This window comes from Pseudomonas sp. PDM10 (assembly GCF_014852295.1).
GTDB lineage: Bacteria > Pseudomonadota > Gammaproteobacteria > Pseudomonadales > Pseudomonadaceae > Aquipseudomonas.
The window spans coordinates 174,397-200,436 of record NZ_JACVBJ010000007.1; the positions used below are offsets into that span (position 1 = coordinate 174,397).

The following is a 26,040-nucleotide window of genomic DNA, read 5'->3' on the forward strand; positions in this document are numbered from 1 at the left end:
TTGATCCTGCGCATTCAGCGCAAGGTGTTGACCATTTCCGCGACGGTCGTCAGGACATCCTTGCCCAATTGCTTCGAGCGTTTGCCAGACCAGCCGGTCAGCGCATTCGGCGCATCGTTGTTGTCCTTGAAGGGCATTTCGAGGGTCAGCGACAGGCAGTCGAATTTCTGACCGACGCTGTTGCACGCCAGGGTCATGTTGGCTTTGCCCGGTTCGTCACGGGTGTAGCCGTGCTTGGTCTGGAAGTCCTTGGTCAGGTGCTTCAGATGACTGCGGAAGTGCTCTTCGAGTTTTTCGATCCGTGGCGTGTAACCCGGGTTGCCTTCGCAACCGGCGGTGAACACGTAGGGGATTTCTTCATCGCCATGGATGTCGAGGAACAGGTCCACACCATACTTTTCCATCTGTTGCTGAACGAACAACACTTCCGGGCTGATTTCCTGGCTGGCGCTCTGCCAGGCGCGGTTCAGGTCCTGGCCCATCGCGTTGGTGCGCAGATGACCGTGGAAAGCGCCGTCCGGGTTCATGTTCGGCACCAAATACAGATCGGCGCTGGTCAGCAGTTTGTTCAATACAGGATCGTCGTGTTTTTCCAGGCGTTCGATCACGCCTTCCATGAACCATTCGGCCATGTGTTCGCCGGGGTGTTGCTGGGCGATGATCCAGACTTTGCGCTGACCTTCGGCGCCCGTGCCTTTACGCAGTAGCTGGATGTCTCGACCTTCGACACTTTTTCCGGTGGCCAGCAGTTCGGTGCCAGCCTTGGTCAGCGCTTGCTCGATCAGCCAGTCGTGACGGCCACGGCTGTAGGGTTCGAAGTAAGCAAACCAGGCGTGGGTGGCGGTGGCTTCAAGGCTGAAGCGCAGGCAGTCACCTTCGAAAATGGTCGGCACCCGGAACCAGTTGACGTGGTCGTAGGACGCCACTGCCTGATAACCATCCCAGGCTTTGTTGTAGGAGGACTTGCTGGCATTGTTCAGACGAAACCAGTGTTCCTGACCGACGTGCAGACCGCTGGCCTTGAAGTGGAACCACTGAAAGTGCTGGCTGCGGGTGTCTGGCTTGATGGCCAGCAGGGCTTGCAACGGATTGCTGATGTCCAGCACTTCAATGTTGCCACTGTCGAAGTTGGCACTGATGTCGAAAGAGGATTTAGCCACGGCCATAGTCGATTCCTGAATATGATTTTATGGCTGTTACTTTACACGCTGGGAAGGGAAAAACCGGGGGAAATTCTGGGTGAAGCGGGGGGGCGTCCTCCTTGACGCCGACGAAGCTTAGAGACTGTGCGATTGATTCTCAAGCGCTATTTATGATTAGTTTGGGCCAATGAAGCCGGGCTTCTCTTGCCAATGGATATTCTTTTGATATCATCCGCGCCATTCGAATTTGCAGTACCTAAAGACTTCATTAGCCTGAAGGTAAAGCCAGAATAACTGGCAAAAAAAAGACCCGGCAAAAAGCCGGGTCAAAAACCGTGATTAGCCTGATGAGGAGATAGTCCAGGAGACCGACCTAAGGTCACTTGGACAATCGACTGATCTCGCGACCAGCTGCGTGCAATAATAATCATTATCGTTTGCAAGTCAAATGTTTTTATCTGCGCGATTGGAAAGTTCTTTCCCGTCCTCCTTGTCAGTACCCGTGTCTCACCCGTTCTGATCGCCCTCCAGGGATCGATCCACCATCGCCCTGGCCATGTCGATCATGTGCACCGTCGAAATCGCCAGGTCCCGACTTGCACCCTGCAAATTGCTGGCTGACTCGTACGCGATAGCGGCTGCACAACGCAGCAAATCGGTGGCATGGACCAGCGCCTCTTCGCAGCTGATGTTGCGGTTTACGTCAAAGAAACGTTCTTCGACCACGTCCTCTGAAACAGCTGGTTTCAAGTAATAGTCCAGCGCTCGTTGCGCGGCGGCAGAGCCTTTGGGCGAGGTGAGGGAAGTGTCGATGTGCATGTCAGGCAGGTCGTTGCAGGGGATGGACATGGCGATGGCAAACTCCGTGATAGATTCAGATCCGTGAACCCATCCTAGTACGTACTGTATTTATGACGAGAGATTAAATACTACAATTTGTGTTTTGACGGCTGGAGGCGCCCACGTATCGTGCCGCACATGGATAAATGGATTGAATTGGTCAAGGCCAAGATGAGTGAACTCAAAGTCACTCAAGAAGAACTCGCAGATCGCCTCGGGATGTCCCAGGGCGGCGTCGGCCACTGGCTGAACAAACGCCGCGACCCCGGCGTCGTCAACATGAACCGTGTGTTGAAGGCGCTGGGCATGGACTTTCTCGAAGTGGTGCTGGTGATCCGCGAACCCCTCATCCTGGAAGAGGAGGAGATGCCTCTGGCGCTGAAGTACAACCCGTACTTCCGCTACCCGGTCAGTGACTGGAAGGAGCCGGCGCAGCTGCGCGATGGTGAGCTGACGGTGTATCGCAAGGAGGAACGCTTCGAGCTGACCGACTACCACGCCCAGGGCCCGGCCTTCTGGCTGAGTGTGGTGGGCGATGCGATGACCGCGCCCACGGGTATCAGCATTGCCGAGGGCATGATGATCCTGGTGGACCCGGCCATCGTGCCGGAACCCGGAAAACTGGTGATCGCCCAGTGGCCGGACAGCGCCGAAGCGACCTTTCGCAAGCTGATCGAAGAGGGCGGGCAGCGTTACCTGGTCCCGCTCAATCCGACCTATCCGAAGGCTATCTTCACCGACGAGTGCCGAATTATCGGCGTAGTGGTCCAGGCAACCGCCAAATTCTAATCAGATCGGTCCTCGCAAGACGTAGGACCGATCTTCATTTCATGCTTCTTCAAACTCGACCAGCGCACTGCCTTCGCTGACCATCTCGCCTTCCTGGCAATACAGCGCCTTGATCACCCCGGCGTGTGGCGCCCGAATGCTGTGCTCCATCTTCATCGCCTCCAGCACCACCAGCTGCGCCCCGGCTTCGACCGTTTGCCCGGCTTGCACCAATACCCGCACGATGCTGCCATTCATGGGCGCGGTCAGCCCGCCGTGATGGCTATGACTGGCCTCGACGGCGCTGATCGGATCGTAGGACTCGATGCGGCGCAATTCACCTTCCCATTGCAGATACAGAACGTCGTCCCGGCGGATTGCCCGATGCTGGCGGCGCAGGCCGTTGTGCTCGGTCAGCAGTTGCTCGCCCTTGAGTTGAGCGGTGTGGGCATCAGCGTCGCCCAATGTCAGCGCGCGATCCTGGCTTTCACAACTCAAGTGCAGGGTGATTTCTGTCGGCAGTCCGGCACGGAAACCGTTGCTGTTGGCCCAAGGTGAAACCGGGTCATCGGCTCGTGGAGAACTCGGCTGGCTTTGAGCAAAAGCCTGGGCGGCGGCTTGCCAGAATTCGTCACTGAGGTCTGAGGCGACTGGCAGTAGTTCTTCCTGATAACGCGGAATGAATCCGGTATCCAGTTCGGCCGCTGCAAACGCCGGATGGCCGACGATCCGGCGCAGGAAGTTGATGTTGGTCTTGAGCCCGCCAATGGCAAACTCATCGAGCATGCTCAGCAACCGCAGTCGTGCCTGTTCACGATCCTCGCCCCAGGCAATCAGTTTGCCGAGCATCGGGTCGTAGAACGGTGAAATTTCATCGCCTTCTTCGACGCCACTGTCCACCCGCCGTCCCGGACCTTGAGCGGATTCACGGTACAGCTCCAGTCGACCGGTCGCCGGCAGGAAATCATTGCCCGGGTCTTCGGCATACAACCGCACTTCGATGGCATGGCCGATCAGCGGAACCTCGGCCTGAGTCATCGGCAGCGCTTCGCCACGGGCCACACGAATCTGCCAGGCCACCAGGTCGAGGCCGGTGATGGCTTCGGTGACCGGGTGTTCGACTTGCAGGCGTGTGTTCATCTCCATGAAGAAGAATTCACCCCGCGAATCCAACAGAAATTCCACGGTGCCGGCGCCGACATAACCGATGGCCTGTGCCGATCGCACGGCGGCCTCACCCATGGCGCGACGCAGTTCCGGGCTCAAGCCTGGAGCGGGTGCTTCTTCAACAACTTTTTGGTGCCGACGCTGGATCGAGCAATCACGTTCGTTGAGGTACAGGCAGTTGCCATGCTGGTCGGCGAAGACCTGGATTTCCACGTGACGCGGTTTGAGCAGGTACTTCTCCACCAGCATCCGCGAATCGCCGAACGAGGATTTCGCTTCACGTTGGGCCGAGGCCAAGGCTTCGGCCAACTGGCTGATATCCTCGACCACTTTCATGCCTTTGCCGCCGCCCCCTGCGGTGGCCTTGAGCAGCACCGGATAACCGATGCGTTCGCAGGCGTCGCGGAAGGTGTCGAGGTCCTGAGCCTCACCGTGATAGCCGGGCACCAGCGGTACGCCGGCGGTTTCCATCAAGGCCTTGGCCGCGGATTTGCTGCCCATGGCATCGATGGCTGAGGCGGGCGGGCCGAGGAAAATCAGGCCGGCTTCTTCGATCGCACGGGCGAACCCGGCGTTCTCGGAAAGAAAGCCATAACCCGGATGAATCGCCTGAGCGCCGCTGGCCTTGGCGGCGGCGATCAGTTTGTCGATTTGCAGGTAACTGTCAGCGGCTTTGCTGCCACCGAGGTCGACGCGGATATCCGCTTCGCGGCTGTGTCGGGCTTCACGGTCGGTGGCGCTGTGCACGGCCACGGTGGTCAAGCCCAGGGCTTTGGCGGTGCGCATCACCCGGCAAGCGATTTCGCCGCGGTTGGCCACCAGCAGGGTGGTGAGAACAGGTGCGCTCATCAACGCGGCTCCTTGGTGGTGGTTTCGGCTTGCCAGCTCGGCGGACGTTTTTGCAGAAAGGCCCGCAGGCCTTCCTGACCTTCGGGGCTGACGCGGATGCGGGCGATGGCGTTTTCGGTGTAGCGACGTAGTGCCGGGGTCAGCGCGCCGTGGCCGACTTCGCGGAGCAATTCCTTGCTGGCGCGCAGGGCGGCCGGGCTGTTGAGCAGCAGGTTGTCGATCCACTGTTCGACTTTTTGCTCTAGCTCAGCGATCGGATAACTCTCCGACAACAAGCCGATTTCCCGTGCTCGTTGTCCGCCGAAACGCTCGGCAGTCAGCGCGTAGCGACGTGCCGCGCGCTCACCGATGGCTTGCACCACGAACGGGCTGATCACCGCCGGGGCCAGGCCGATGCGCACTTCCGACAGGCAGAACTGCGCGTCATCGGTGCCGATGGCCATGTCGCAGCAACTGATCAGGCCCAGCGCACCACCGAATGCAGCGCCTTGCACCACCGCCAGCGTCGGGACTTTCAGCTTGGCGAGGTTGTACATCAACTCCGCCAGTTCCCGGGCATCGTCGAGATTGGTGTGGTAATCGAGTTCGGCCGATTGCTGCATCCAGGCCAGATCTGCGCCGGCGCTAAAATGCTTGCCGCGTCCGCGCACCAGCAGGAAACGCAGACTGGTGTCGCTCGACACTTTGTCCAGGGCGAGGATCAGTTCGCGGATCATTTCGGCGTTGAAGGCGTTGTTCTTTTCTTCACGGCTGAGCCACAGGGTCGCAAAACCACGCGGGTCGGTCAGCAGTTCGAGGGTATTGAAGTCGCTCATATATATCCGTCTCCACAACTCTTGTGGGAGCGGGCTTGCTCGCGAACGCGAACCGGTTTTACGATTGCTTCGCAATCGAACGGGGGCAAGCCCCCTCGCCACACAAGCCCGCTGCCACAGAAAATCACATCCGGAACACGCCGAAGCGGCTCGGTTCGATTGGCGCGTTCAGCGACGCCGACAAGGCCAGGGCCAATACATCGCGGGTTTGCGCCGGGTCGATGACGCCGTCGTCCCACAACCGGGCGCTGGAGTAGTAGGGATGACCCTGCTCTTCATATTGGTCGAGGATCGGTTGCTTGATCTCGGCTTCCTGCTCGGCGCTGAAACCGTGGCCACTGCGTTCGGCCTGTTCGCGTTTCACCTGCACCAAAACACCCGCCGCCTGCTCGGCGCCCATCACGCCGATGCGTGCGTTCGGCCACATCCACAGGAAACGTGGATCGTAAGCTCGCCCACACATGCCGTAATTACCGGCACCGAAACTGCCGCCGATGATCACGGTGAATTTCGGCACTTTGGCGCACGCCACGGCGGTCACCAGTTTCGCGCCGTGCTTGGCGATGCCGCCGGCCTCGTATTTCTGGCCGACCATGAAACCGGTGATGTTTTGCAGGAACAGCAACGGAATGCCGCGCTGACAGGCCAGCTCGATGAAGTGCGCGCCTTTCTGCGCGGCTTCGGCGAACAGAATGCCGTTGTTGGCGAGGATTGCGATCGGGTAACCGTGCAAATGGGCGAAGCCGCACACCAGGGTCGTCCCGAACAGTGCTTTGAATTCGTCGAACACCGAACCATCCACCAACCGCGCAATCACTTCACGCACGTCGAACGGCTGCTTGGCATCCGCCGACACCACGCCGTACAACTCGTCGCTGGCGTAAAGCGGGGCGATCGGCGTGCGCTTTTGCAGCTCACCGAGTTTGCGCCAGTTGAGGTTGGCGATGCTGCGTCGCGCAATGGCCAAGGCGTGTTCGTCACTCTCGGCGTAGTGGTCGGCGACCCCGGAAATCTTGCAGTGCACATCGGCCCCGCCGAGGTCTTCGGCGCTGACCACTTCACCGGTCGCGGCTTTCACCAGCGGCGGGCCGGCGAGGAAAATCGTCGCTTGCTCGCGCACCATGATCGCTTCGTCGGCCATGGCCGGCACGTACGCGCCACCGGCGGTGCAGGAACCCATGACCACCGCGATTTGCGGAATGCCCATGGCGCTCATGTTGGCCTGGTTGAAGAAGATCCGTCCGAAGTGCTCACGGTCCGGGAACACCTCATCCTGACGTGGCAGGTTGGCGCCACCAGAGTCCACCAGATAGATGCACGGCAAGCGATTCTGCTGGGCGATGGTTTGGGCGCGCAGGTGTTTTTTCACGGTCAGCGGGTAATACGAGCCACCTTTTACGGTGGCGTCGTTGGCGACGATCATGCATTCGACACCTTCCACGCGACCGATCCCGGCAATCACGCCAGCAGCCGGAACGTCTTCGCCATACACCTCGTAGGCCGCCAATTGGCTGATCTCGAGAAACGGTGAACCCGGATCGAGCAGGCGATTGATCCGTTCACGAGGCAGCAGTTTGCCCCGCGAGGTGTGGCGCTCTTGCGCCTTCGGGCCGCCACCTTGCTGCACTTTAGTGAGCAGGGTGTGCAGGTCGTCGACCTGTTTGAGCATCGCCGCGCTGTTGGCCGCGAACTCCGCCGAACGGGGGTTGAGCTGGGTATGCAGGATAGCCATGGACAGCTCCGTTTAGCGGGTTTCGTTGAACAGTTCGCGACCGATCAGCATGCGACGAATCTCACTGGTGCCGGCACCGATTTCGTACAGCTTGGCGTCACGCAGCAGACGACCGGCCGGGAATTCGTTGATGTAGCCATTGCCACCGAGAATCTGGATCGCGTCGAGGGCCATTCGGGTCGCGCATTCGGCGCTGTAGAGGATGACGCCGGCGGCGTCCTTGCGGGCGGTTTCGCCGCGTTCGCACGCTTGCGCTACCGCATAGAGGTAGGCGCGGCTGGCGTTGAGTTGGGTGTACATGTCGGCGACTTTGCCCTGGATCAGCTGGAATTCGCCGATGCTTTGGCCGAACTGCTTGCGGTCGTGGATGTACGGCACGATCAAGTCCATGCAGGCCTGCATGATCCCGGTCGGGCCGCCGGACAGGACAACGCGTTCATAATCGAGACCGCTCATCAGCACCTTCACGCCGCCATTGAGCACGCCGAGGATGTTTTCTTCCGGTACTTCGACGTCGTCGAAGAACAGCTCGCAGGTGTTGGAACCGCGCATGCCGAGCTTGTCGAATTTGTTGCTGCGGCTGAAGCCTTTGGAATCACGTTCTACGATGAACGCGGTGATGCCGTGGGGGCCTTTTTCCAGGTCGGTCTTGGCGTAGATCACGTAGGTGTTGGCATCCGGGCCGTTGGTGATCCAGGTCTTGCTGCCGTTGAGGACGTAGTGATCGCCGCGTTTATCGGCGCGCAGTTTCATCGACACCACGTCGGAACCGGCATTCGGTTCGCTCATGGCCAGGGCGCCGATGTGTTCGCCGCTGATCAGCTTCGGCAGGTATTTGGTTTTCTGTTCGTGAGTGCCGTTGCGGTTGATCTGGTTGACGCAGAGGTTGGAGTGCGCGCCGTAGGACAGGGCGACCGAAGCCGAACCGCGGCTGATTTCTTCCATGATCACCACGTGCGCCAGGTAACCCAGGCCAGCACCGCCGTATTCTTCCGGGACGGTTACGCCCAGCAGGCCCATGTCGCCGAATTTACGCCACAGGTCGGCGGGGAACAGGTTGTCGATGTCGATTTGAGCGGCGCGTGGTGCGATCTCTTTGGCGACGAAGGACTGAACCTGATCGCGCAGCATGTCGATGGTTTCACCGAGGGCAAAGTTCAGGGATGGGTAGCTCATGGGTCACCTTTTGGCATTTTTGTAGGGTAGGGAGGGCCGTGATTTGGTTCTCACCTTTACGTTAACGTAAGCCTGTGACGAATGGCTGTCAATCGCCCTTTACGTTAACGTCAACTTGAGCGAGAGTAGAGCCAGTTCATAGAAGGCGAACAACCCCTGTGGGAGCGACCTGTGGCGAGGGGATTTATCCCCGTTGGGTCGCGAAGCGGCCCCAAATCGGTGATTACGGTGTGTCAGAGAAGCCGTATTCACCGGGTTTGCGGCTGCTTCGCAGCCGAACGGGGCGGTGCGACGTTTCGATAAATCCCCTCGCCACAGGTCGCTCCCACAGGGGGGGCGCCGTAACACCCACTAATAAAGACAATAGGGGTCGTCATGGATCAACCCAGTGCAAGCCCGCAGCGCAGTTACACCCGTGGTTCCCAGGACAAAGCCTTGCTGGCGATGACCATTGGCGAGGCGTTCGATAACACCGTTGCGCAGTACCCGACCGGGGAGGCGCTGGTCGTGCGCCATCAACAGTTGCGCTACACCTGGCAGCAACTGGCCGAAGCCGTGGATCTGCATGCCAAAGCGCTGTTGGCGCTGGGCTTGCAGACTGGTGATCGTCTGGGTATCTGGGCACCGAACTGCGCCCAATGGTGTATCAGTCAGTTCGCCAGCGCGAAAATTGGCGTGATTCTGGTCAACATCAATCCGGCCTACCGCAGCTCCGAACTCGAGTACGTGTTGAAGCAATCCGGTTGCCAATGGCTAGTCTGCGCCGGTGCCTTCAAGACCTCCGACTATCACGGGATGCTGCAAGGTCTCGTTCCCGAGCTGGCTGAGCAATCCATCGGAAAATTGCAGAGCGAACGCCTGCCGGAGCTGCGCGGTGTCATCAGCCTTGATGCTCAGCCGCCATCGGGTTTCCTGCCGTGGTCGCAATTGACCGATCTTGCGGGGAGCGTGTCGGCGGAGCAGTTGAGTGAACGTCAACACTGCCTGCATTTCGACCAGGCGGTAAACATCCAGTACACCTCCGGCACCACCGGTTTCCCCAAGGGCGCGACCCTCAGTCACTACAACATTCTCAACAACGGTTACATGGTCGGCGAAAGCCTCGGCTTGACCGCGAGTGATCGCCTGGTCATTCCGGTGCCGCTGTATCACTGCTTCGGCATGGTCATGGGCAACCTCGGTTGCATGACCCACGGCAGCACCATGATTTACCCCAACGATGCGTTCGATCCACTGCTGACCCTGACTACCGTCGCCGAAGAAAAGGCCACCGCGCTTTACGGCGTACCGACCATGTTCATCGCCATGCTCGATCAGCCAAAGCGCTCTGAATTCGATCTGTCGAGCCTGCGCACCGGGATCATGGCCGGGGCGACCTGTCCGATCGAAGTGATGCGTCGGGTCATCAGTGAAATGCACATGAGCGAAGTGCAGATTGCCTACGGCATGACGGAAACAAGTCCGGTGTCGTTGCAGACCGGTCCGTCAGACGAACTGGAATTGCGCGTCACCACCGTCGGTCGCACCCAGCCACAACTGGAAAGCAAGATCATCGACGAGGCGGGCAATCTCGTGCCGCGCGGCACTATCGGTGAGTTGTGCACCCGCGGCTACAGCGTGATGCTCGGTTACTGGAACAACCCGCAAGGCACCGCGGAAGCCATCGACCAGGCCGGCTGGATGCACACCGGTGATCTGGCGAGCATGAACGACGAAGGCTACGTATGCATTGCCGGACGTAACAAGGACATGATCATCCGCGGCGGTGAGAATGTTTACCCGCGGGAGCTGGAAGAGTTCTTCTTTACCCATCCGGCGGTGGCGGATGTGCAAGTTATCGGGATTCCGTGCTCGCGGTATGGCGAAGAGATTGTCGCCTGGATCAAATTCCATCCGGGCCACAGTGCTACCGAGCAGGAGCTGCAAGCGTGGTGCAAGGAGCGCATCGCGCACTTCAAGACACCGCGTTACTTTAAATTCGTCGATGAGTTTCCGATGACCGTGACCGGGAAGATCCAGAAGTTTCGGATGCGGGAAATCAGTATCGAGGAATTCCACATCAACCAAGCCTGACAACATTCCCCTTGTGGGAGCGGGCTTGCTCGCGAACGCGGTGGATCAGTCGACACATGCAGTGACTGACACGCCGCGTTCGCGAGCAAGCCCGCTCCCACAATTTGATCGAGGAAAACACGAATGCCGGAAAGCACAAAGGGGAGCCGAAGCTCCCCTTTAATTTTGTCGTTGCGCGTGCTCTTTTTTTATTATTGAGGGGCGGTCTGTTGTTGTTTTTGGAAACCGTGACCCTTTACCGCTGTTTTTGTCGATCCCCATCCGGGATCAAGAGCAAACGTATTTTTTTGAGCGCTGATCTACTTTTTCGCTAAGCGATCCAACCAGTTCGGGAGCTACCTGAAGGTAGTTTTATTGTTCTCTGCCCGGTTGCGGGTTACTCCGAAAAGCACCCTGAAAAGCACATCCTCTCCAAAAAAATCTGTTAGCTGCGTCTCTGCCGTGTTGTTTTTGTTATGTCAGAGTCGTTACGTCTTATTTTTATTAGGTTTGCCGCTTTTTTTGTTCTTGTTATGCCATAGAGATAGCAGAAGTCGTGCCAACTTTTAAAAATCCTTTTAAATCAACAGTTTATGATTTTGTCGGATTTTTCGTTCCGTCAAAACCCGACAATTTGTTTCCGTGTTACTCGCTTGCGCCCCACGTTTCAGACGCGGCGGTAACACCCCGGCACATCCGCGCACTCACTGTGCGCTACGAGCCTTGGCCACGCGCGAACCGGTCGGTCGCCCCAGCACTGCGCAAATCTGCTGACCGGCCAGAATCAAGGCGTCCAGGTCGATACCGGTCTCGATACCCAGGCCATTGAGCAGGTAAACCACGTCTTCGGTCGCGACGTTACCGCTGGCGCCCTTGGCGTATGGGCAGCCGCCGAGGCCGGCGATGGAGCTGTCGAACACCGAGATGCCTTCCAGCAGGCTGGCGTAAATGTTGGCCATGGCCTGGCCATAGGTGTCGTGGAAGTGCCCGGCCAGTTTTTCACGGGGTACATCGGCCGACACCACGTCGATCATCTTGCGGGTCGCGCCAGCGGTGCCGGTGCCGATGGTGTCGCCCAGGGAAACTTCATAGCAGCCCATCGCGTAGAGCTCGCGAGCGACCCGAGCGACTTGTGCAGGCGCGACGTCACCTTCGTAAGGGCAGCCCAGCACACAGGACACGTAACCGCGCACGCTGACACCGTGTTGCCTGGCGGCGTCCATGATCGGCACGAAACGCTCCAGGCTTTCGCTGATTGAGCAATTGATATTGCGCTGGGAAAACGATTCCGACGCGGCAGCGAAGACCGCGACTTCCTTGACCCCGGCTGCAATGGCGTCTTCAAACCCGCGCAGGTTCGGGGCGAGTGCACCATACGTCACGCCAGGCTTGCGCTGGATTTGCGCGAAGACGTCGGCGGAACCGGCCATTTGCGGTACCCATTTGGGCGACACGAAACTGCCGACTTCTATATAGCCGAGCCCGGCGGCGGTCAGCGCGTCGACCAGTTGCACCTTGTCCGCAACGCTGATGGGTTGGGCTTCGTTTTGCAGACCGTCGCGTGGACCGACTTCGACCAGGCGTACGTGAGTGGGGAGGGACATAAGCAATTCACCTGTTCAGTTAGGGATCGTTCCCACGCTCTGCGTGGGAATGCCGCAATGGACGCTCTGCGTCCGCTCTGGATGTGTGACGCTGAGCGTCACGGGCTGCATTCCCACGCGGAGCGTGGGAACGATCATTACGTTTGGTTATTGGATGAGTTCCTGGTTTTTGATGGTCTGTTCCAGCGCCTGGGTGCAACGCTCCTGTGCGGTGTCCAGTTCCAGCTTCATCTGTTCGATGTCTAGCATCTGCTGCTCCAGCTGTTCGCGGCGTTCGGCGATTTTGGTCAGCATGGTTTGCAGCTGTTTCTGATTGCCGCCGGTGGGGTCATAGAGTTCGATCAACTCGCGGCATTCGGCCAGGGAGAAACCAATGCGCTTACCCCGCAGGATCAGCTTCAGGCTGACCTTGTCACGGGGCGAGTAGATGCGTTCCTGACCGCGTCGCTCGGGGCTGAGCAGGCCTTGCTCTTCATAAAAGCGAATGGCCCGGGTGGTGATGTCGAGCTCGCGGGCGAGGTCGGAAATGCTATAGGTCTGGCTGCTCATGGAAGCGCTCGAAAAAGGTCATGGCGCTAAGCTAATGGCAGGTTGACGTTTACGTCAAGGGGCGTGGATTTTTGCTGTCGGTGCCGGCCCCATCGCGAGCAGGCTCACTCCCACATTCGACCGCATTCTTTCTGGAAGAACCGGGTAAATGTGGGAGTGAGCCTGCTCGCGATGGGGGCGCCTCGGTCCAAAGTCCTACACTTTATCGAGCTTCTTCTCATGTGCCGTCACCTGCTGGCACAACTCGATCATCTGCTCGCGCATCCAGCGGTTGGCCGGGTCCTGGTCGGTGCTTTCGTGCCAATAAAGGTGGGTTTCCACCGGCGGCACATCGTTGACCGGCAGGTTCACCGAGTACAAATCATGGCGACGGGCAAAGCGTTCCGGCACGGTCATCACCATGTCGGTCTGCTGCAACACCTGAGACGCCATCAAGTAATGCTGGGACCGCAGGGCGATCTTGCGCTGGATGCCCATTTTGCCCAAGGCCAGGTCGACATGACCCAGACCGCTGCGGCGGCTGGAGATATGGATATGGGTCAGCGACAGGTAATCGTCGAGGGTGAACTTTTCTTTGCCCGCCAGCGGATGGCCCTTGCGCATGGCGCACACGTAACGGTCCTCCATCAACTTGACGTGGCGCACTTGCGGGTCAGTGTTGAGGGGGGCATCGACGGCGAAATCAAGACGCCCGGCCGCCAGTTCCTTGGTGGTTTCGCGGCGCTTGGACAGGAAACTTTCGATGATCACCGTCGGCGCCAGGCGACGCAGGCGCTGGAACAGCGGCGGCAGGATCACCGCTTCAGTGAGGTCGGTCATGCTGATGCGGTAGGTCTTGACCGCCTGCAACGGGTTGAAAATACGGCTTTCCTGCACCGACACCCGCAGCAGGGAGAGGGCGTTGCGCACCGGCCCGATAATGTTCTGCGCCATGGGCGTCGGGACCATGCCCTGAGCGGTACGCACGAACAATGGGTCATTGAAGGTCTCGCGCAGACGGGCCAGGGCGTTCGAGACCGCCGGTTGAGTAATGCCGACAATCTGCCCGGCGCGGGTCAGGTTGGCTTCGGTGTAGATCGCGTCGAAGACGATGAAAAGGTTGAGGTCGACCTTGCTCAGATTCATTGCGCGGCACTCTTATTGTTTGGGGCTTTTTGTTGTGGCCGGAGGCCTTGGCGATCACCCGATCATATATCGGTGATGAATGTTAATACACGCCGAGAATAGGCTAGGTAAATTTTCGTAGCTGTTCTAGCATCGAATGCATGACCTGACCAACTCATCAAAACCCTCAGTCAAAAGGTAGAGCTGCCCATGGATTTCGCTTATTCGCCCAAGGTGCAAGAACTGCGTGAGCGCGTGACCGCGTTCATGGACACCTACGTTTATCCCGCTGAAGCGGTGTTCGAGCGCCAGGTCGCCGAGGGCGATCGTTGGCAGCCGACCGCAATCATGGAGGAGCTCAAACTCAAGGCCAAGGCTGAAGGTTTGTGGAATTTGTTTCTGCCTGAGTCCGAACTCGGCGCCGGCCTGACCAACCTCGAATACGCGCCGTTGGCCGAAATCATGGGTCGTTCGCTGTTGGGCCCCGAGCCGTTCAACTGCTCAGCGCCAGACACCGGGAACATGGAAGTGCTGGTGCGTTACGCCAACGAAGAGCAGAAGCAACGCTGGCTCGAGCCGTTGCTGCGCGGCGAGATCCGTTCGGCGTTCGCCATGACTGAACCGGACGTGGCCTCGTCCGACGCCACCAACATGGCCGCCCGCGCCGTGCGTGATGGCGACGAGTGGGTGATCAACGGCAAAAAATGGTGGACTTCAGGCGCCTGCGATCCACGCTGCAAGATTCTGATCTTCATGGGCCTGAGCGATCCTGACGCGCCGCGTCATGCGCAGCACTCGATGATTCTGGTGCCGGTAGATGCTCCGGGTGTGAAGATCGTTCGTCCGCTGCCCGTGTTCGGTTACGACGACGCACCCCACGGCCACGCCGAAGTGCTGTTCGAAAATGTCCGAGTGCCGTACGAAAACGTTCTGTTAGGCGAAGGACGCGGCTTCGAAATTGCTCAGGGTCGCCTTGGCCCGGGACGGATTCACCACTGCATGCGCTCAATCGGCATGGCTGAACGTGCATTGGAACTGATGTGCAAACGGGCGGTAACCCGTACTGCGTTCGGTAAACCTTTGGCACGCCTGGGCGGCAACATCGACAAAATCGCCGACTCGCGGATGGAAATCGACATGGCACGGCTGCTGACATTAAAAGCGGCGTACATGATGGACACCGTCGGCAACAAGATTGCGAAAAGCGAAATCGCTCAGATCAAGGTCGTCGCACCGAACGTGGCCTTGCGGGTGATCGACCGGGCGATCCAGATCCATGGCGGGGCAGGGGTGTCCAACGATTTTCCACTGGCTTATATGTATGCGATGCAACGCACCCTGCGCCTGGCCGACGGTCCGGACGAAGTGCACCGCGCGGCGATCGGCAAGTTCGAGATCGGCAAGTACGTACCCAAAGAAATGTTGCGCAACAACCACTGATTAATGTGGGAGCGGGCTTGCTCGCGAAAGCGGACGGACATTCAAAATCAATTTTGACTGTCCGTCCGCTTTCGCGAGCAAGCCCGCTCCCACAGGTTCGGTTCGTCAGTCGACCATTGGCAACCCGTAGAATGCTCGCGCACACGCCGTGCTGTGAGCCGCCAGATCTTCCTCGCTCTCCCCGCGATGCAGCGCCACTTCCCGCAACACTTCGGTCAGATACGCCGGTTCGTTGCGACCATTCTTCGGCTTGGGTCGCAGACTGCGCGGCAACAGATACGGCGCATCGCTCTCCAGCATTAACCGTCCCCGCTTGATCTCTTTCACCAGTGGATGCAGGTGCGTGCCCCGGCGCTCGTCGCAGATCCAGCCGGTGATACCGATGTGCAAATCCAGATCGAGGTAACTGAACAGCGCCTTCTTTTCGCCCGTGAAGCAATGCACCACGGCGGCCGGCAACTGATCACGGTAATCGCGAAGGATTTCCAGCAAGCGCTGGCTGGCATCGCGCTCGTGGAGGAACACCGGCAATTGCAGCTCGACCGCCAACTCCAAGTGCTTTTCCAGGACTTTTTCCTGCTGCGGGCGCGGCGAGAAATCACGATTGAAATCCAGCCCGCATTCACCCACCGCCACAACGTTTGGCTCCTTGAGCAAACTGCGCAGACGCTGGGCGCTGTCGGCGTTCCAGTCGCTGGCGCAGTGGGGGTGAATGCCGGCCGTGGCGAACAGCCGTTGAGCCGTTTCGTCCAGTTGCCGGCACAGTTCCAGCGCCTGCTCACTGCCCTCGACACTGGTGCCGGTGAGCACCAATTGGCAGACCCCGGCAGCGTAGGCGCGGTCGAGTACAGCCTGGTGTTTGTCGGCAAAACTGGGGTTGGTCAGGTTGACGCCGATATCGATGAGTTGCATGGTGCTACCTCGGACCAAAGGCCGGAAAGCATATCAGAGCTGTAGATTTATAAGAAAAGCCAAGAACTACAACGAGTTATAGCTGTCTCTTGATGCCGCGAGACAGGTCAGGGTGGCCAGGGTGCCATCACTGTGCCAGTCTTTCGCACTTTGCCAGCGCTCACGGCGCTCTGTTTCTGTCGTTCGATTTCATGAAGATTTTTGAAGTCGGCCCAGTATTCTTTCTGGAGAGTGGATGATACGTCCCTCGGTTTTGCTCCTGCTGTGTTGTTCGTTGCTGCTGCCGATGCCGGCGGTTGCGCGTCTGGCCGGGCCGTTGCAAGCCGTGCCTTCGACCAAAGTGCGAGACTTGGCGGAAATCCGCAGCAGTCGTGTGTTGCGGGTGCTGGTCAACCAGAGCCGCAACAGCTCCGGCGAAGTCCAGGGTCAGGCCATCGGTGTTGAATACCACCGCTTGCGTGCCTTCGAGCAGTACCTCAACGGTCACGCCCGTGACGGTCAGGAAATTACCCTAAAGATCATTCCCAAGGGCAAGGATCAACTAATCGGCGCTTTGCAGCGCGGCGAGGGGGATCTGGTCGCGCCGGGGGAACTGCTGGACCTGCAACCGGGCCACGCGGTCAGCACCAGTGAACCGATTGCCAGCAACATCCCGTTGATATTGGTCGGGATCAAAGGCGAGCGACGTTATACACGTCTCGAACAACTCTCCGGCAAAACCCTGGCGTTGCCCACCGGCAGTGCCGCCGGGGACGCGGTCAGCCAGATCAATCAAAAGCTCGCCTTGCTCAAACTGCCACCGGTGATCATCGAGTGGGTCGATCCCAGTCTGGCGGTCGAGGATGTGCTGGAGATGGTCCAGGGCGGAATCTTTCACCTGACGATCGTCGAGCAACCCATTGCCGAGCGCTGGGGCAAGATCCTGCCCAAATTGCGTTTCGATCGGCAGGTGCTCATCAGCGAACCGGGCGAAGAGTTCTGGTTCGTGCGCCGCGACGCCTCAATGTTGCGGGCGAGCATTGATCGCTTCCTGACCGGTTACAAAAAACCATCGGATCAGGATGCCGCGTTCATGCGGATCTATCGACGTCTGTATCAAGTGCACTATCCATTGGCCAAGGCTGATCGGCAGCGCCTCGAGAAACTTCGACCGGTGCTGCAAAAACACGCCGAAGCCCAAGGCATGGACTGGTTGAATCTGGCGGCCCTGGCGTTCAAGGAATCGGCCCTGCAACCCAATGCCCGCAGTGGCAGCGGCCCTACTGGCCTGATGCAGATCACCCCGTCCGCCGCCCAGCGGGTGGGGGTCGACAACATTCAGAATCTCGACGCCAATGTGCAGGCCGGGGCCAAGTATCTGGCGATGATTCGTCGCAAGTTTTTTGCCAGCCCCAAACTCAACGAGCGCGAGCGCATGGCGTTCGTGCTGGCGGCCTACAACATGGGGCCGGAGCGGGTTCAGGGCATGCGTGCCGAGGCTCGTCGGCGCGGGTTGAATCCCAATCAGTGGTTCTTCCAGGTCGAACGCATCGCCATGGAGCAGGTGGGAATGGGCGCCGTCAGCTATGTTAATAGCGTGAACAAGTATTACCTGGCGTTCGATCGGGAGCGGGAGTCGTTGGAGCCCCAGGGGCAGAAAGTTGCCTCACGCAAATAATCGAATAAACTGATTGTTATTGCGCATTAATTGCGCTTTTAACATGAGATTTACTGATTAATATAGCGGCCAACCAACACACACTGACAACGGATGACACAGCATGAGCACACTGATCAACAAGGTACTGTTTACCCGCGCTGGCTACGGCCTGACTGTCTTGAGGATTTTCGTCGGCATCATTTTCGCTGCCCACGGCTCGCAGAAACTCTTTGGGGCGTTCGGTGGTTACGGCCTGGCGGGCACCGCGCAGTACATGGAAAGCATCGGCCTGACGCCGGGTTACCTGATGGCGACGCTGGCGGGCGGTACCGAGTTCTTCGCCGGTCTGGCCTTGATCATTGGCTTGCTGGTTCGCCCGGCAGCCCTCGGCCTTACCATCCTCTCACTGGTGGCGATCTTCTCGGTACACCTCCCTCACGGTCTGTTCATGGTCAACAACGGTTATGAATTCGCCCTGGCCCTGCTCGGTGGCACTATCGCGGTGTTGATCGAAGGCGCCGGCAAGCTCTCGGCTGACCGCGCTATCGCTGGCTGACCGCTCTGGCTCAATGAAAAGGCCCGCATTGCGGGCCTTTTTGTTGCTCGTCATTCTTGACACTGTCCGGTCAGCTTCTCTAGGATGCTGCTCATGCGCCGATTTAAACAGCTACTTGCGGGGCGCCAGGTGACTCATTCAGTTGCCGATAGAAGCTTGAAACAGGCTTCGAAATACCGCTAAAGCGCTGGTTCGGTGTTGCCTCTCACCTGCCATGCAGACTTTTGAGGCAGAGACACGACACAATGAATGCACTAAGCCCAGTTATACGCCCCGCGCCGATCACGGCACACCTCACCCAGCGCAATCCAAAAATCCTGCTTGGCGGCAAACATCAGCCGACACTTTTGCGTTATCTCGATGGCTGGCCACGTCGCACCGGTGGGCCTGCGGCCTTCCTGATCCAGTTTGTCGAAGAGGGTGAATCGCTGGCTCGATTTGCCAGCGACAGTTTCGATCTGGCGGTGATTCAATCGCCCAGCCTCCAGGACGCCCCCGAAGTGATCAAGCAATTGATTCGCGTTGCCCGACAGGGGCTGATTACCCGTCGTTGAGGTTTAGAGCGCAGCGGCTCAAAGATAGTCGATCGCCACGATGTACACGCACTGCTCACCGGTCGGTGTCTGAACCCGAACTTCGGCGTCCAGCGCCTTGCCGATCAGGGCACGGGCCAGCGGCGAATCGATACTGATCAGGCCCTGTTTCAAGTCCAGCTCATCTGGCCCGACGATGCGATAGCGCGACTCTTTGCCGTCCTCGTCTTCAATCGTGACCCAAGCGCCAAAATAAACCTTGTTCGGATCGCTCGGTTTTTCGCTGACGACTTTGAGCGCTTCCAGCCGCTTGGTGAGAAAACGTACGCGACTGTCGATCTCGCGCAGCATCTTTTTGCCGTAGGTGTATTCGGCGTTTTCCGAGCGATCGCCCTGTGCGGCGGCCTCGCTGACTGACTGTGTCACCTGCGGCCGCCGAACATGCCAGAGCTCATGAAACTCGGCCCGCATCCGCGCTTCACCTTCGGGGGTGATCAGCGCGGTGCCAGCGGGGCGGGGAGGGCGATAACGGCTCATGGCAACTTCTTGTGATAGAGAGAGCTTGAGTCTATCAACCCTCGCGCAAGACTGTCAGGGGGCTGGCGTTTAGCGCGCGGCGCGTACCAAACACACCGGCTCCCCCGATCAGCACCGCACCGATCAGTGGCAGCACCAACAACCACGGATGCGGGTGCCACGGCAGGTCGAAGGCGTAGCGGTAGAGCACCATACTTACCAGTTCCGAACCCAGCGCTGCCAACAATCCGCTGACCGCCCCCAGCAAACCGAACTCGATCCGCCGGGCCTTGACCAACAGTTGCCGCTCGGCCCCTAGCGCTCGCAATAAGGCGCCTTGGCGAATGCGTTCATCGAGCGTCGCTTGCAAGCCTGAAAACAACACTGCCATCCCCGCCGCCAACACGAACAACAGCACGTATTCCACCGCCAGGGTGACTTGGGCGAGGATGCTGCGCAGCTGTTCGAGCAAGGCTTCGACTTGCAAGATGGTCACCGCCGGAAACGCCCGGGACAGATCCACGATCTGCTGATCATGACCGGCCGCCAGATAAAAACTGGTCAGGTAGGTCGCCGGCAGATCCTTCAGTGTGCCGGGCTGGAAGATCATGAAGAAGTTAGGCTGGAAGTTGTCCCAGTTGATGTCCCGCAGGCTGGTGACTTTCGCTTCGCGATTGACGCCGCCCACGGTAAACACCATGTGATCGCCGAGCTTGAGTTTCAGGCTTTCGGCGACTTTGCCTTCCACCGATACGCCGGGGATATCGTCCGGCGTCTGTTCGGCCCACCAGTTACCCGCCGTGAGTTTGTTGCCCGCCGGCAAATCCGCCGCCCAGGTCAGGCTCAGGTCGCGCTGGATCGCTCGGTCACCGGCCGAATCCTTGCTGACGATTTCCTGTACCGGCTCGCCGTTGATGCTGATCAGCCGTCCAGGTACCACCGGGTATAGCGGCGCCGATTGCGCCGACAATTCGATCAGGCGATCGGTGAACGCCTGTTTGTCCGCCGGCAAAATGTTCAGCGCGAAATAGTTGGGCGCGTTTTTCGGTAGCTGGTTCTGCCAGGTGTCCAGCAGCTCGCCGCGCAACAATGCGATCAGCGCCATGGATAGCAGAATCAAGCCAAAGGCCAGGGATTGCCCTGCGGCCGCCAGTGGATGACGCAGCAATTGGCCCAGCCCGAGGCGCCACGGCAAAGCGGCGCGCGCCAGCATTCGGCGCAGACTCTTCAGAAGCAGCAACAGCAAGCCGCCAAGGATCAGCGCTGCGATCACGCCACCGCCGAGCAGGGCGAACGTCAGCAGCAGGTCCAGGCTCAGGCGCCACATGATCAGCCCGAGGGCGCCCAATGCCGCGCCGTAAACCATCCAGGTGCTGGAAGGAATCGGCAGCATGTCTCGACGCAATACCCGCAATGGCGGAACCCGGCCCAGTGCCGCCAGGGGCGGCAAGGCAAAACCGGCCAGCGCCACCAGTCCGGTGCCAATCCCGGCAATGGCAGGAAACAGACCGCCCGGTGGAACGTCGGTGGGTAATAAATCATGCAGCAGCGCAAACAGACCCAGCTGCGCGAACCAGCCGATGAGGGCACCGCTGATGCTGGCGAGCAGCCCGAGCACCATCAGCTGCAAACTGAACAGCACCATGGTTTCCCGTCGGGACAGCCCCAGGCAACGCAGCAATGCACTGGCATCGAATCGGCGGGTGGCGAAGCGCGTAGCCGACAGCGCCACCGCCACACCCGACAGCAGAACTGCCACCAGGCTGGCCATGTTCAAATAACGCTCGGCCTTGCCCAAGGCGCCGCCGATCTGTTGGTTGCCATCACGGGCATCCTGCAAACGCTGGTTGGCGGCCAGGCCGGGTTTGATCAATTGACGATAGGCTTCCAGCGCCTCGGCTTTACCGCGCCAGAGTTCGCGGTAACTGACCCGGCTGCCGGGTTGCACCACGCCGGTCGCGGCGAGATCGCTGAGGTTGATCAGCACCCTCGGTGTCAGGCTGTAGAAATTGCCGGCGCGATCCGGTTCGTAGGTCAGCACTCGCGCCAGTTTGAGGGTTCGCATACCGACGTCGATGCTGTCGCCGATCTTCAGGTCCAGCGCCGTCAACAGTCGCGCTTCGACCCAGGCTTCACCGGGCTTCGGTCCGCCACCGGGTTCTTCCGGGGCGAAGGGCGCCGGGGCGCTTTTCAGTTCGCCGCGCAGTGGGTAGACGTCATCGGCAGCCTTGATGCTGGACAACTGAATGCCATTGTCAGTGGCGATGACGCTGGAAAACTCCACCACTTGAGCGTGTTCGAGGCCCAGCTCCGTGCCGCTTTTAATCTGTTCGGGCCGTGCCGGAGAGCTGCCTTCAAGCAGCAAGTCGGCACCGAGAAACTCGGTGGCGCGCAGCATCATGGCGCCGTTCAGGCGGGCGCCGAAGTAGCCGATGGCGGTACTCGCCGCCACGGCCACCAGCAAGGCAAAAAACAGCACGCGCAACTCACCGGCGCGGGCGTCGCGCAGCAGTTGGCGGATGGCAAGACTGAACAGGCGCAACAGCGGCAGACGTGCCATTAAACCTCCAGAGGCGGGACGAGCAGGCCGGCGTCGAGGCGGATCAGGCGTCGGCAGCGATGTGCCAGGCGTTCATCGTGGGTCACCAGCACCAGGGTCGTGCCGCGTTCCTGATTGAGTTCAAACAGCAGATCGCTGATGCGCTCGCCGGTGTGGCTGTCGAGGTTGCCGGTGGGTTCGTCGGCGAACAGCACATCGGGCTCGGCGGCAAAGGCTCGGGCAATGGCCACGCGCTGCTGTTCACCGCCGGAGAGTTGGCGGGGCGAATGGGTCAGCCGTTGGCCCAGCCCGACGCGTTGCAACAGTTCGGTGGCACGCTCACGGGCGTCTTTGCGGCCATCGAGTTCCAGCGGCAGCATGACGTTTTCCAGGGCGTTGAGGCTGTCCAGCAGCTGGAATGATTGAAAGACAAAACCCACATGCTCGGCGCGGATGCGCGCCCGTTGGTCTTCATCGAGGTTGCTCAGGGCTTGACCCGCGAGCGTGACTTCACCGCTGCTTGGCAGATCGAGACCGGCGAGCAGGCCCAGAAGGGTGGATTTGCCGGAACCGGAGGCACCGACGATGGCCAGACTGTCGCCCTTGTTCAATTTCAGGCTCAGTTCGTGCAGGATGGTCAGTTCACCTTCCGCGCTGGGAACCACTTTGCTGAGGTTCTTCGCGGTGAGAATGCTTGCGCCCATGGAGAATCCGATGCGTGTGTGGTTTTTGAGTGCTGGCCTGGCCTTGATGTGCATGGCCCAGAACGCAGCGGCGGGTACTGTCCTCATCGTTGGCGATAGTATCAGCGCCGGTTTCGGACTGGATACCCGCTTGGGGTGGGTGTCGCTGCTTGAGCAACAGCTCAAGCGCGAAGGTTTCGACGATAAGGTGGTCAATGCGTCCATCAGCGGCGACACCAGCGCCGGAGGCCAGGCGCGCCTGCCCGCGCTGCTTGCAGAGCATAAGCCGGAGCTGGTAATCCTTGAGTTGGGCGGCAACGATGGCCTGCGCGGATTGCTGCTAACGCAATTGCAACAAAACCTTGCAGCAATGATCGACAGCTCCCGCGCCAGTGGCGCCAAGGTGCTGCTGCTCGGCATGCAATTGCCACCTAACTACGGTGTTCGTTATACCGAGGCCTTCGCGAAGGTCTACAGCACGCTGGCCGAGGAGAAAAAGATCCCGCTGGTGCCGTTTTTTCTCGACGGCGTGGGCGGTCATCCAGACTTGATGCAGTCCGACGGCTTGCACCCGGCTGCCGGGGCTCAGGGCAAGTTGCTGGAAAATGTCTGGCCTACACTGAAACCGCTGCTTTGACGCTTTTCTAGCGGCGGTGTTTCGGCTAAGGTGGCGCCCCCGATTTGGAGCCCCCGATGCCGCGTCCTGCCTGGTCACTTTTTGCCTATCAACTGATCGAGCCTGACGAACAGCTGGATCTGTTCGCCTGCCAGGAAGTGCGGGTACACCTGGTGACCCGTCAACTGGAGTTGGGCGGCTCGGCGGACCGGACCTTGTGCGGCAGCCTGTTGCCAGCACAACCGCGCTGGTCGAGTGTCGATCGCCGTGTGTTCCAGGATCAGCGCCTGTGCTCGCTGTGCCGGGCCATTCTGGAATCGCAAAAACGCGGCACATCGCCGATCTGGCCGGAACTGCGTTTCGAGCTTTAGAGGCCGATAGATTGCTTGCTATCGGTCAACTCCCCGATTTTGCAGACGCCGGTGTACAATCCCGTTTTTTATACCCTTGTCGATCATGCGAAGGATTTTCCGGATGTTGCCGCGCTTTCCTGCCGTCACCCGCTACCTGTCTCTCGCCGCCCTCTGTGTGGCGGGTCCCGTAGCAGCATTGGAGCTGCCCCTGCCACCGCCCGGTGAAGACATCGTCGGTCAGGTCCAGGTGATCAAGGCCAAGTACGAAGATACCTTCGCCGACCTTGGCACCACCTACGATCTGGGCTATTCGGAAATGGTCGCGGCCAACCCTGGCGTCGATCCATGGCTGCCGGGCGCTGGCACCGAAGTGGTGCTGCCGACGCGTTTCATCCTGCCACCAGGCCCGCGTGAAGGCATCGTCATCAACCTGGCCGAGTACCGCCTCTATTACTTCCCGAAAGGCCGGAACGTGGTGTACACCTTCCCGCTGGGTATCGGCCGTGAAGGCTGGGGCTCGCCGATTGCCCATACCACCATCACCGCCAAGACGCCGAACCCGACCTGGACCCCTCCAGCGTCGATCAAGGCCGAGCACGCCGCCGATGGCGATCCGCTGCCGAACGTGGTGCCGGCCGGCCCGGACAACCCGCTGGGGCCGTTCAAGTTCACGCTGGGCACGCCGGGCTACCTGATCCACGGTTCGAACAAGAAGTTCGGCATCGGCATGCGCACCAGCCACGGTTGCTTCCGCATGTTCAACAACAACGTGCTGGAAATGGCGAGCATGGTGCCGGTAGGCACGTCGGTGCGCATTATCAGCGATCCGTACAAGTTCGGTATCAGTGGCGGCAAGGTGTATCTGGAAGCGCACACGCCGCTGGACGACAAGGGCAACCCTTCTGTAGTCGACAAACACACCGCGGTGATCAACGCGATGCTCAAGCGTGAGGACATCACCAACAACTTGCGCATGAACTGGGATGTGGTCCGCGACGTGGTTGCCGCCGAAGATGGCCTGCCGGTGGAAATCGGAGTGCCGAACGCCTCGGCGCCGATGGTGACGAGTGCGCCGATCGACCCGTTGCAGTAATGCTTGAAAGGAACCCGCCGATGCTGAACGCAGCGGCGGGTTTTTTATCGCCGGTACGAAATAGCAGGCAATAAAAAAGCCGACCCAAAAAATGGGTCGGCTTGATAACAACCCCGAAGGATTATTACTTGCGGCTAGCTTTGTCCAGCATGCGCAGAGCACGCTCGTTAGCTTCGTCAGCAGTCTGTTGTGCTTTTTGAGCAGCAGCCAGAGCTTCATCAGCTTTACGGTAAGCTTCGTCTGCACGAGCCTGGGAGCGAGCTGCTGCGTCTTCAGTAGCGGTCAGACGTGCTTCGGTTTCTTTCGATACGCTGCTGCAACCGGTAGCCAGAACTGCGGCCAGAGCCAGAGCAGAGAATTTCAGAACGTTGTTCATCGTGTTCCCCTTCAAGGACTTTCTATTAAGTTAGCTGTCTCCTCAGAGTGAGGAAATAGCCGGCGTACATACTACCCATTACTTGTCGTAAGTAAACTGACGTAAAGCAAGAAGCCAAAAAAATTGTAGGCGTTGATTCTTTTTCGAGCAACTTTTAACTGCATTGCTTAAAAAATATCCAGCTGGGAGGCCCGAGCTGAGCGAGCCGCCGAGAAAAGTTCCGCGCGCTCACAGCTCTTTTCCGAGTCTAGGCTAAAGTCTGCCTAGATGGATTCGTCCACACTTTTGTTCGGATTTTGCGTGGCGCCTCTCATATCTTTCTCCATGTTCAGGTGACTTTAACAAAGGGCGCTCGTCTTAAGTCTCAATATCCGGCAATGTTCAGGCTGTCGACCTTCAGAGATCTTGGTCGAGCCGTCTCTGCGTAACCCGGAGCAGTACCCCTCGCCCCAGCGTGATGACGAGCGTACCTTGAGCATTTCTGCCAATGGTGCCTACTATTTGATACGTGCTCGGTTGCGCGAGATGGGTGCAGTTCTTCTCGGTGTCCATTCAGGCACGGGGTGGCGTAGATGTTCCTTCGCCGGAAAAACATCGGTAAGGTAGGGGTCAGAATTCCAGACCCGCGAGGAGTAGTGATGAGCGAGGCGTTGTCCATCCACCATGACCAGGCTGGTCATCAGTTCGAGACCAATGTGGACGGTCATCGTGCCTACCTGACCTATATGGATCTGGGGAAACAGACCCTGGATATCTATCGCACCTTTGTGCCCAACGCGCTGCGTGGGCGCGGTATTGCGGCAGCCTTGACCGAGAAGGCGTTGGAGTACGCTGAAGAAATGGGTTACACCGTCATTCCATCGTGTTCCTACGTGGAACGCTACATGGAGCGCCACCAGCGGCATGCAGCCAAGCTGAGCCAGTAACCTTTCAAAGAATCGAACGCATAAAAAAACGCCGGGTTAACCCGGCGTTTTTTTTGTGCG

Annotated in this window: 24 protein-coding genes; 10 read left to right on the top strand and 14 right to left on the bottom strand. The window is 59.2% G+C overall.

All coding sequences use genetic code 11. From position 1 onward, the window contains the following. Nucleotides 1-14: 14 nt before the first annotated feature. The gene (locus tag IB252_RS23980; protein WP_192410488.1) at nt 15-1,166 is read right to left on the bottom strand and encodes a M14-type cytosolic carboxypeptidase; all 1,152 of its coding nucleotides are present in this window, start codon (nt 1,164-1,166) and stop codon (nt 15-17) included. Between the two features lie 483 nt (nt 1,167-1,649). After that, the gene (locus IB252_RS23985; RefSeq protein ID WP_111449052.1) at nt 1,650-1,991 is read right to left on the bottom strand and encodes a DUF6124 family protein; all 342 of its coding nucleotides are present in this window, start codon (nt 1,989-1,991) and stop codon (nt 1,650-1,652) included. A gap of 129 nt (nt 1,992-2,120) precedes the next feature. Here IB252_RS23985 and IB252_RS23990 point away from each other — a divergent pair, with 129 nt between their 5' ends. Further along, nucleotides 2,121-2,771: a LexA family protein gene (locus IB252_RS23990; RefSeq protein ID WP_111449051.1), complete on the top strand. Its 651-nt coding sequence runs from the start codon at nt 2,121-2,123 to the stop codon at nt 2,769-2,771. Nucleotides 2,772-2,810: 39 nt separating this feature from the next. On the opposite strand, the gene IB252_RS23995 is transcribed toward IB252_RS23990, so the two are convergent. From IB252_RS23995 to IB252_RS24010, 4 genes are all read right to left on the bottom strand, one after another. Further along, nucleotides 2,811-4,766 (bottom strand): acetyl/propionyl/methylcrotonyl-CoA carboxylase subunit alpha, encoded by a 1,956-nt coding sequence (locus tag IB252_RS23995; protein WP_192410489.1) that lies wholly within the window; start codon nt 4,764-4,766, stop codon nt 2,811-2,813. Beyond that, nucleotides 4,766-5,581 (bottom strand): gamma-carboxygeranoyl-CoA hydratase, encoded by an 816-nt coding sequence (locus IB252_RS24000; RefSeq protein WP_192410490.1) that lies wholly within the window; start codon nt 5,579-5,581, stop codon nt 4,766-4,768. The genes IB252_RS23995 and IB252_RS24000 overlap by 1 nt, the downstream gene beginning before the upstream one ends. A gap of 124 nt (nt 5,582-5,705) precedes the next feature. Further along, on the bottom strand, nt 5,706-7,313 hold the full coding sequence (locus tag IB252_RS24005; protein WP_111449048.1) for a carboxyl transferase domain-containing protein: 1,608 nt from the start codon (nt 7,311-7,313) through the stop codon (nt 5,706-5,708). Between the two features lie 12 nt (nt 7,314-7,325). Next, a complete protein-coding gene (locus IB252_RS24010) occupies nt 7,326-8,489 on the bottom strand; it encodes an isovaleryl-CoA dehydrogenase (RefSeq protein ID WP_008148486.1) in 1,164 nt (387 codons plus the stop codon). A gap of 375 nt (nt 8,490-8,864) precedes the next feature. Here IB252_RS24010 and IB252_RS24015 point away from each other — a divergent pair, with 375 nt between their 5' ends. Then, nucleotides 8,865-10,562 carry an AMP-binding protein gene (locus IB252_RS24015; protein ID WP_192410491.1) on the top strand — a complete coding sequence of 566 codons (1,698 nt, stop codon included), beginning with the start codon at nt 8,865-8,867 and terminating at the stop codon, nt 10,560-10,562. Between the two features lie 683 nt (nt 10,563-11,245). On the opposite strand, the gene IB252_RS24020 is transcribed toward IB252_RS24015, so the two are convergent. The 3 genes from IB252_RS24020 to IB252_RS24030 all read right to left on the bottom strand — a co-directional run bounded on the left by IB252_RS24020 (nt 11,246) and on the right by IB252_RS24030 (nt 13,819). Beyond that, nucleotides 11,246-12,145: a hydroxymethylglutaryl-CoA lyase gene (locus IB252_RS24020; protein WP_192410492.1), complete on the bottom strand. Its 900-nt coding sequence runs from the start codon at nt 12,143-12,145 to the stop codon at nt 11,246-11,248. A 147-nt stretch (nt 12,146-12,292) separates the two neighbouring features. Further along, complete coding sequence (locus IB252_RS24025; protein WP_074878375.1) at nt 12,293-12,694, bottom strand: MerR family transcriptional regulator; 402 nt, start codon at nt 12,692-12,694, stop codon at nt 12,293-12,295. A 195-nt stretch (nt 12,695-12,889) separates the two neighbouring features. Beyond that, the gene (locus tag IB252_RS24030; RefSeq protein WP_008148497.1) at nt 12,890-13,819 is read right to left on the bottom strand and encodes a LysR family transcriptional regulator; all 930 of its coding nucleotides are present in this window, start codon (nt 13,817-13,819) and stop codon (nt 12,890-12,892) included. Nucleotides 13,820-14,008: 189 nt separating this feature from the next. Here IB252_RS24030 and IB252_RS24035 point away from each other — a divergent pair, with 189 nt between their 5' ends. After that, the gene (locus IB252_RS24035; protein ID WP_192410493.1) at nt 14,009-15,238 is read left to right on the top strand and encodes an acyl-CoA dehydrogenase; all 1,230 of its coding nucleotides are present in this window, start codon (nt 14,009-14,011) and stop codon (nt 15,236-15,238) included. A gap of 105 nt (nt 15,239-15,343) precedes the next feature. On the opposite strand, the gene IB252_RS24040 is transcribed toward IB252_RS24035, so the two are convergent. Continuing rightward, nucleotides 15,344-16,150, bottom strand: a complete 807-nt coding sequence (locus IB252_RS24040) for a TatD family hydrolase (protein ID WP_111449043.1) — start codon at nt 16,148-16,150, stop codon at nt 15,344-15,346. 235 nt (nt 16,151-16,385) lie between these two features. Here IB252_RS24040 and IB252_RS24045 point away from each other — a divergent pair, with 235 nt between their 5' ends. The 3 genes from IB252_RS24045 (at nt 16,386) to IB252_RS24055 (ending at nt 18,899) form a co-directional block, all read left to right on the top strand. Next, entirely contained in the window at nt 16,386-17,807 is a 1,422-nt protein-coding gene (locus IB252_RS24045) for a transglycosylase SLT domain-containing protein (protein WP_192410494.1), read from the top strand. A gap of 103 nt (nt 17,808-17,910) precedes the next feature. Then, the gene (locus tag IB252_RS24050; protein ID WP_111449041.1) at nt 17,911-18,345 is read left to right on the top strand and encodes a DoxX family protein; all 435 of its coding nucleotides are present in this window, start codon (nt 17,911-17,913) and stop codon (nt 18,343-18,345) included. A gap of 245 nt (nt 18,346-18,590) precedes the next feature. After that, nucleotides 18,591-18,899: a class I SAM-dependent methyltransferase gene (locus tag IB252_RS24055; protein WP_111449040.1), complete on the top strand. Its 309-nt coding sequence runs from the start codon at nt 18,591-18,593 to the stop codon at nt 18,897-18,899. Between the two features lie 18 nt (nt 18,900-18,917). Here IB252_RS24055 and greB read toward each other — a convergent pair whose 3' ends face one another. Genes greB through IB252_RS24070 form a run of 3 tightly spaced genes read right to left on the bottom strand, consistent with a single transcriptional unit; the run spans nt 18,918 to nt 22,637 of the window. Then, a complete protein-coding gene (gene greB, locus IB252_RS24060; protein ID WP_111449039.1) occupies nt 18,918-19,415 on the bottom strand; it encodes a transcription elongation factor GreB in 498 nt (165 codons plus the stop codon). Between the two features lie 34 nt (nt 19,416-19,449). After that, on the bottom strand, nt 19,450-21,954 hold the full coding sequence (locus tag IB252_RS24065) for an ABC transporter permease (protein ID WP_192410495.1): 2,505 nt from the start codon (nt 21,952-21,954) through the stop codon (nt 19,450-19,452). Continuing rightward, nucleotides 21,954-22,637 carry an ABC transporter ATP-binding protein gene (locus IB252_RS24070; protein ID WP_008148510.1) on the bottom strand — a complete coding sequence of 228 codons (684 nt, stop codon included), beginning with the start codon at nt 22,635-22,637 and terminating at the stop codon, nt 21,954-21,956. Before IB252_RS24070 ends, IB252_RS24065 begins: the two co-directional genes overlap by 1 nt. A 10-nt stretch (nt 22,638-22,647) precedes the next feature. Between IB252_RS24070 and IB252_RS24075 the strand changes: the two genes are divergently transcribed. From IB252_RS24075 to IB252_RS24085, 3 genes are all read left to right on the top strand, one after another. Continuing rightward, nucleotides 22,648-23,253, top strand: a complete 606-nt coding sequence (locus tag IB252_RS24075; protein ID WP_192410496.1) for an arylesterase — start codon at nt 22,648-22,650, stop codon at nt 23,251-23,253. A 56-nt stretch (nt 23,254-23,309) separates the two neighbouring features. After that, nucleotides 23,310-23,603: a hypothetical protein gene (locus IB252_RS24080; RefSeq protein ID WP_003226812.1), complete on the top strand. Its 294-nt coding sequence runs from the start codon at nt 23,310-23,312 to the stop codon at nt 23,601-23,603. Between the two features lie 103 nt (nt 23,604-23,706). Beyond that, nucleotides 23,707-24,678 carry a L,D-transpeptidase family protein gene (locus IB252_RS24085; RefSeq protein ID WP_111449032.1) on the top strand — a complete coding sequence of 324 codons (972 nt, stop codon included), beginning with the start codon at nt 23,707-23,709 and terminating at the stop codon, nt 24,676-24,678. A 124-nt stretch (nt 24,679-24,802) separates the two neighbouring features. Here the strand turns inward: IB252_RS24085 and oprI are convergent, their stop codons facing one another. Next, entirely contained in the window at nt 24,803-25,054 is a 252-nt protein-coding gene (gene oprI, locus IB252_RS24090; protein ID WP_002553018.1) for an outer membrane lipoprotei OprI, read from the bottom strand. Between the two features lie 638 nt (nt 25,055-25,692). Between oprI and IB252_RS24095 the strand changes: the two genes are divergently transcribed. After that, nucleotides 25,693-25,980: a GNAT family N-acetyltransferase gene (locus IB252_RS24095; protein WP_008057026.1), complete on the top strand. Its 288-nt coding sequence runs from the start codon at nt 25,693-25,695 to the stop codon at nt 25,978-25,980. The last annotated feature ends 60 nt before the right edge of the window (nt 25,981-26,040 follow it).

Coding starts and splice junctions, on each gene's coding strand:
- IB252_RS24085 (WP_111449032.1), top strand. CDS start 23,707: ATGTTGCCGCGCTTTCCTGCCGTCACCCGCTACCTGTCTCTCGCCGCC.
- IB252_RS24050 (WP_111449041.1), top strand. CDS start 17,911: ATGAGCACACTGATCAACAAGGTACTGTTTACCCGCGCTGGCTACGGC.
- IB252_RS24015 (WP_192410491.1), top strand. CDS start 8,865: ATGGATCAACCCAGTGCAAGCCCGCAGCGCAGTTACACCCGTGGTTCC.
- IB252_RS24035 (WP_192410493.1), top strand. CDS start 14,009: ATGGATTTCGCTTATTCGCCCAAGGTGCAAGAACTGCGTGAGCGCGTG.
- oprI (WP_002553018.1), bottom strand. CDS start 25,054: ATGAACAACGTTCTGAAATTCTCTGCTCTGGCTCTGGCCGCAGTTCTG.
- IB252_RS23980 (WP_192410488.1), bottom strand. CDS start 1,166: ATGGCCGTGGCTAAATCCTCTTTCGACATCAGTGCCAACTTCGACAGT.
- IB252_RS24005 (WP_111449048.1), bottom strand. CDS start 7,313: ATGGCTATCCTGCATACCCAGCTCAACCCCCGTTCGGCGGAGTTCGCG.
- IB252_RS24040 (WP_111449043.1), bottom strand. CDS start 16,150: ATGCAACTCATCGATATCGGCGTCAACCTGACCAACCCCAGTTTTGCC.
- IB252_RS24075 (WP_192410496.1), top strand. CDS start 22,648: ATGCGTGTGTGGTTTTTGAGTGCTGGCCTGGCCTTGATGTGCATGGCC.
- IB252_RS24055 (WP_111449040.1), top strand. CDS start 18,591: ATGAATGCACTAAGCCCAGTTATACGCCCCGCGCCGATCACGGCACAC.
- IB252_RS24020 (WP_192410492.1), bottom strand. CDS start 12,145: ATGTCCCTCCCCACTCACGTACGCCTGGTCGAAGTCGGTCCACGCGAC.
- IB252_RS24065 (WP_192410495.1), bottom strand. CDS start 21,954: ATGGCACGTCTGCCGCTGTTGCGCCTGTTCAGTCTTGCCATCCGCCAA.
- IB252_RS24095 (WP_008057026.1), top strand. CDS start 25,693: ATGAGCGAGGCGTTGTCCATCCACCATGACCAGGCTGGTCATCAGTTC.
- greB (WP_111449039.1), bottom strand. CDS start 19,415: ATGAGCCGTTATCGCCCTCCCCGCCCCGCTGGCACCGCGCTGATCACC.
- IB252_RS24010 (WP_008148486.1), bottom strand. CDS start 8,489: ATGAGCTACCCATCCCTGAACTTTGCCCTCGGTGAAACCATCGACATG.
- IB252_RS24000 (WP_192410490.1), bottom strand. CDS start 5,581: ATGAGCGACTTCAATACCCTCGAACTGCTGACCGACCCGCGTGGTTTT.
- IB252_RS23995 (WP_192410489.1), bottom strand. CDS start 4,766: ATGAGCGCACCTGTTCTCACCACCCTGCTGGTGGCCAACCGCGGCGAA.
- IB252_RS23985 (WP_111449052.1), bottom strand. CDS start 1,991: ATGTCCATCCCCTGCAACGACCTGCCTGACATGCACATCGACACTTCC.
- IB252_RS24045 (WP_192410494.1), top strand. CDS start 16,386: ATGATACGTCCCTCGGTTTTGCTCCTGCTGTGTTGTTCGTTGCTGCTG.
- IB252_RS24070 (WP_008148510.1), bottom strand. CDS start 22,637: ATGGGCGCAAGCATTCTCACCGCGAAGAACCTCAGCAAAGTGGTTCCC.
- IB252_RS24025 (WP_074878375.1), bottom strand. CDS start 12,694: ATGAGCAGCCAGACCTATAGCATTTCCGACCTCGCCCGCGAGCTCGAC.
- IB252_RS24080 (WP_003226812.1), top strand. CDS start 23,310: ATGCCGCGTCCTGCCTGGTCACTTTTTGCCTATCAACTGATCGAGCCT.
- IB252_RS23990 (WP_111449051.1), top strand. CDS start 2,121: ATGGATAAATGGATTGAATTGGTCAAGGCCAAGATGAGTGAACTCAAA.
- IB252_RS24030 (WP_008148497.1), bottom strand. CDS start 13,819: ATGAATCTGAGCAAGGTCGACCTCAACCTTTTCATCGTCTTCGACGCG.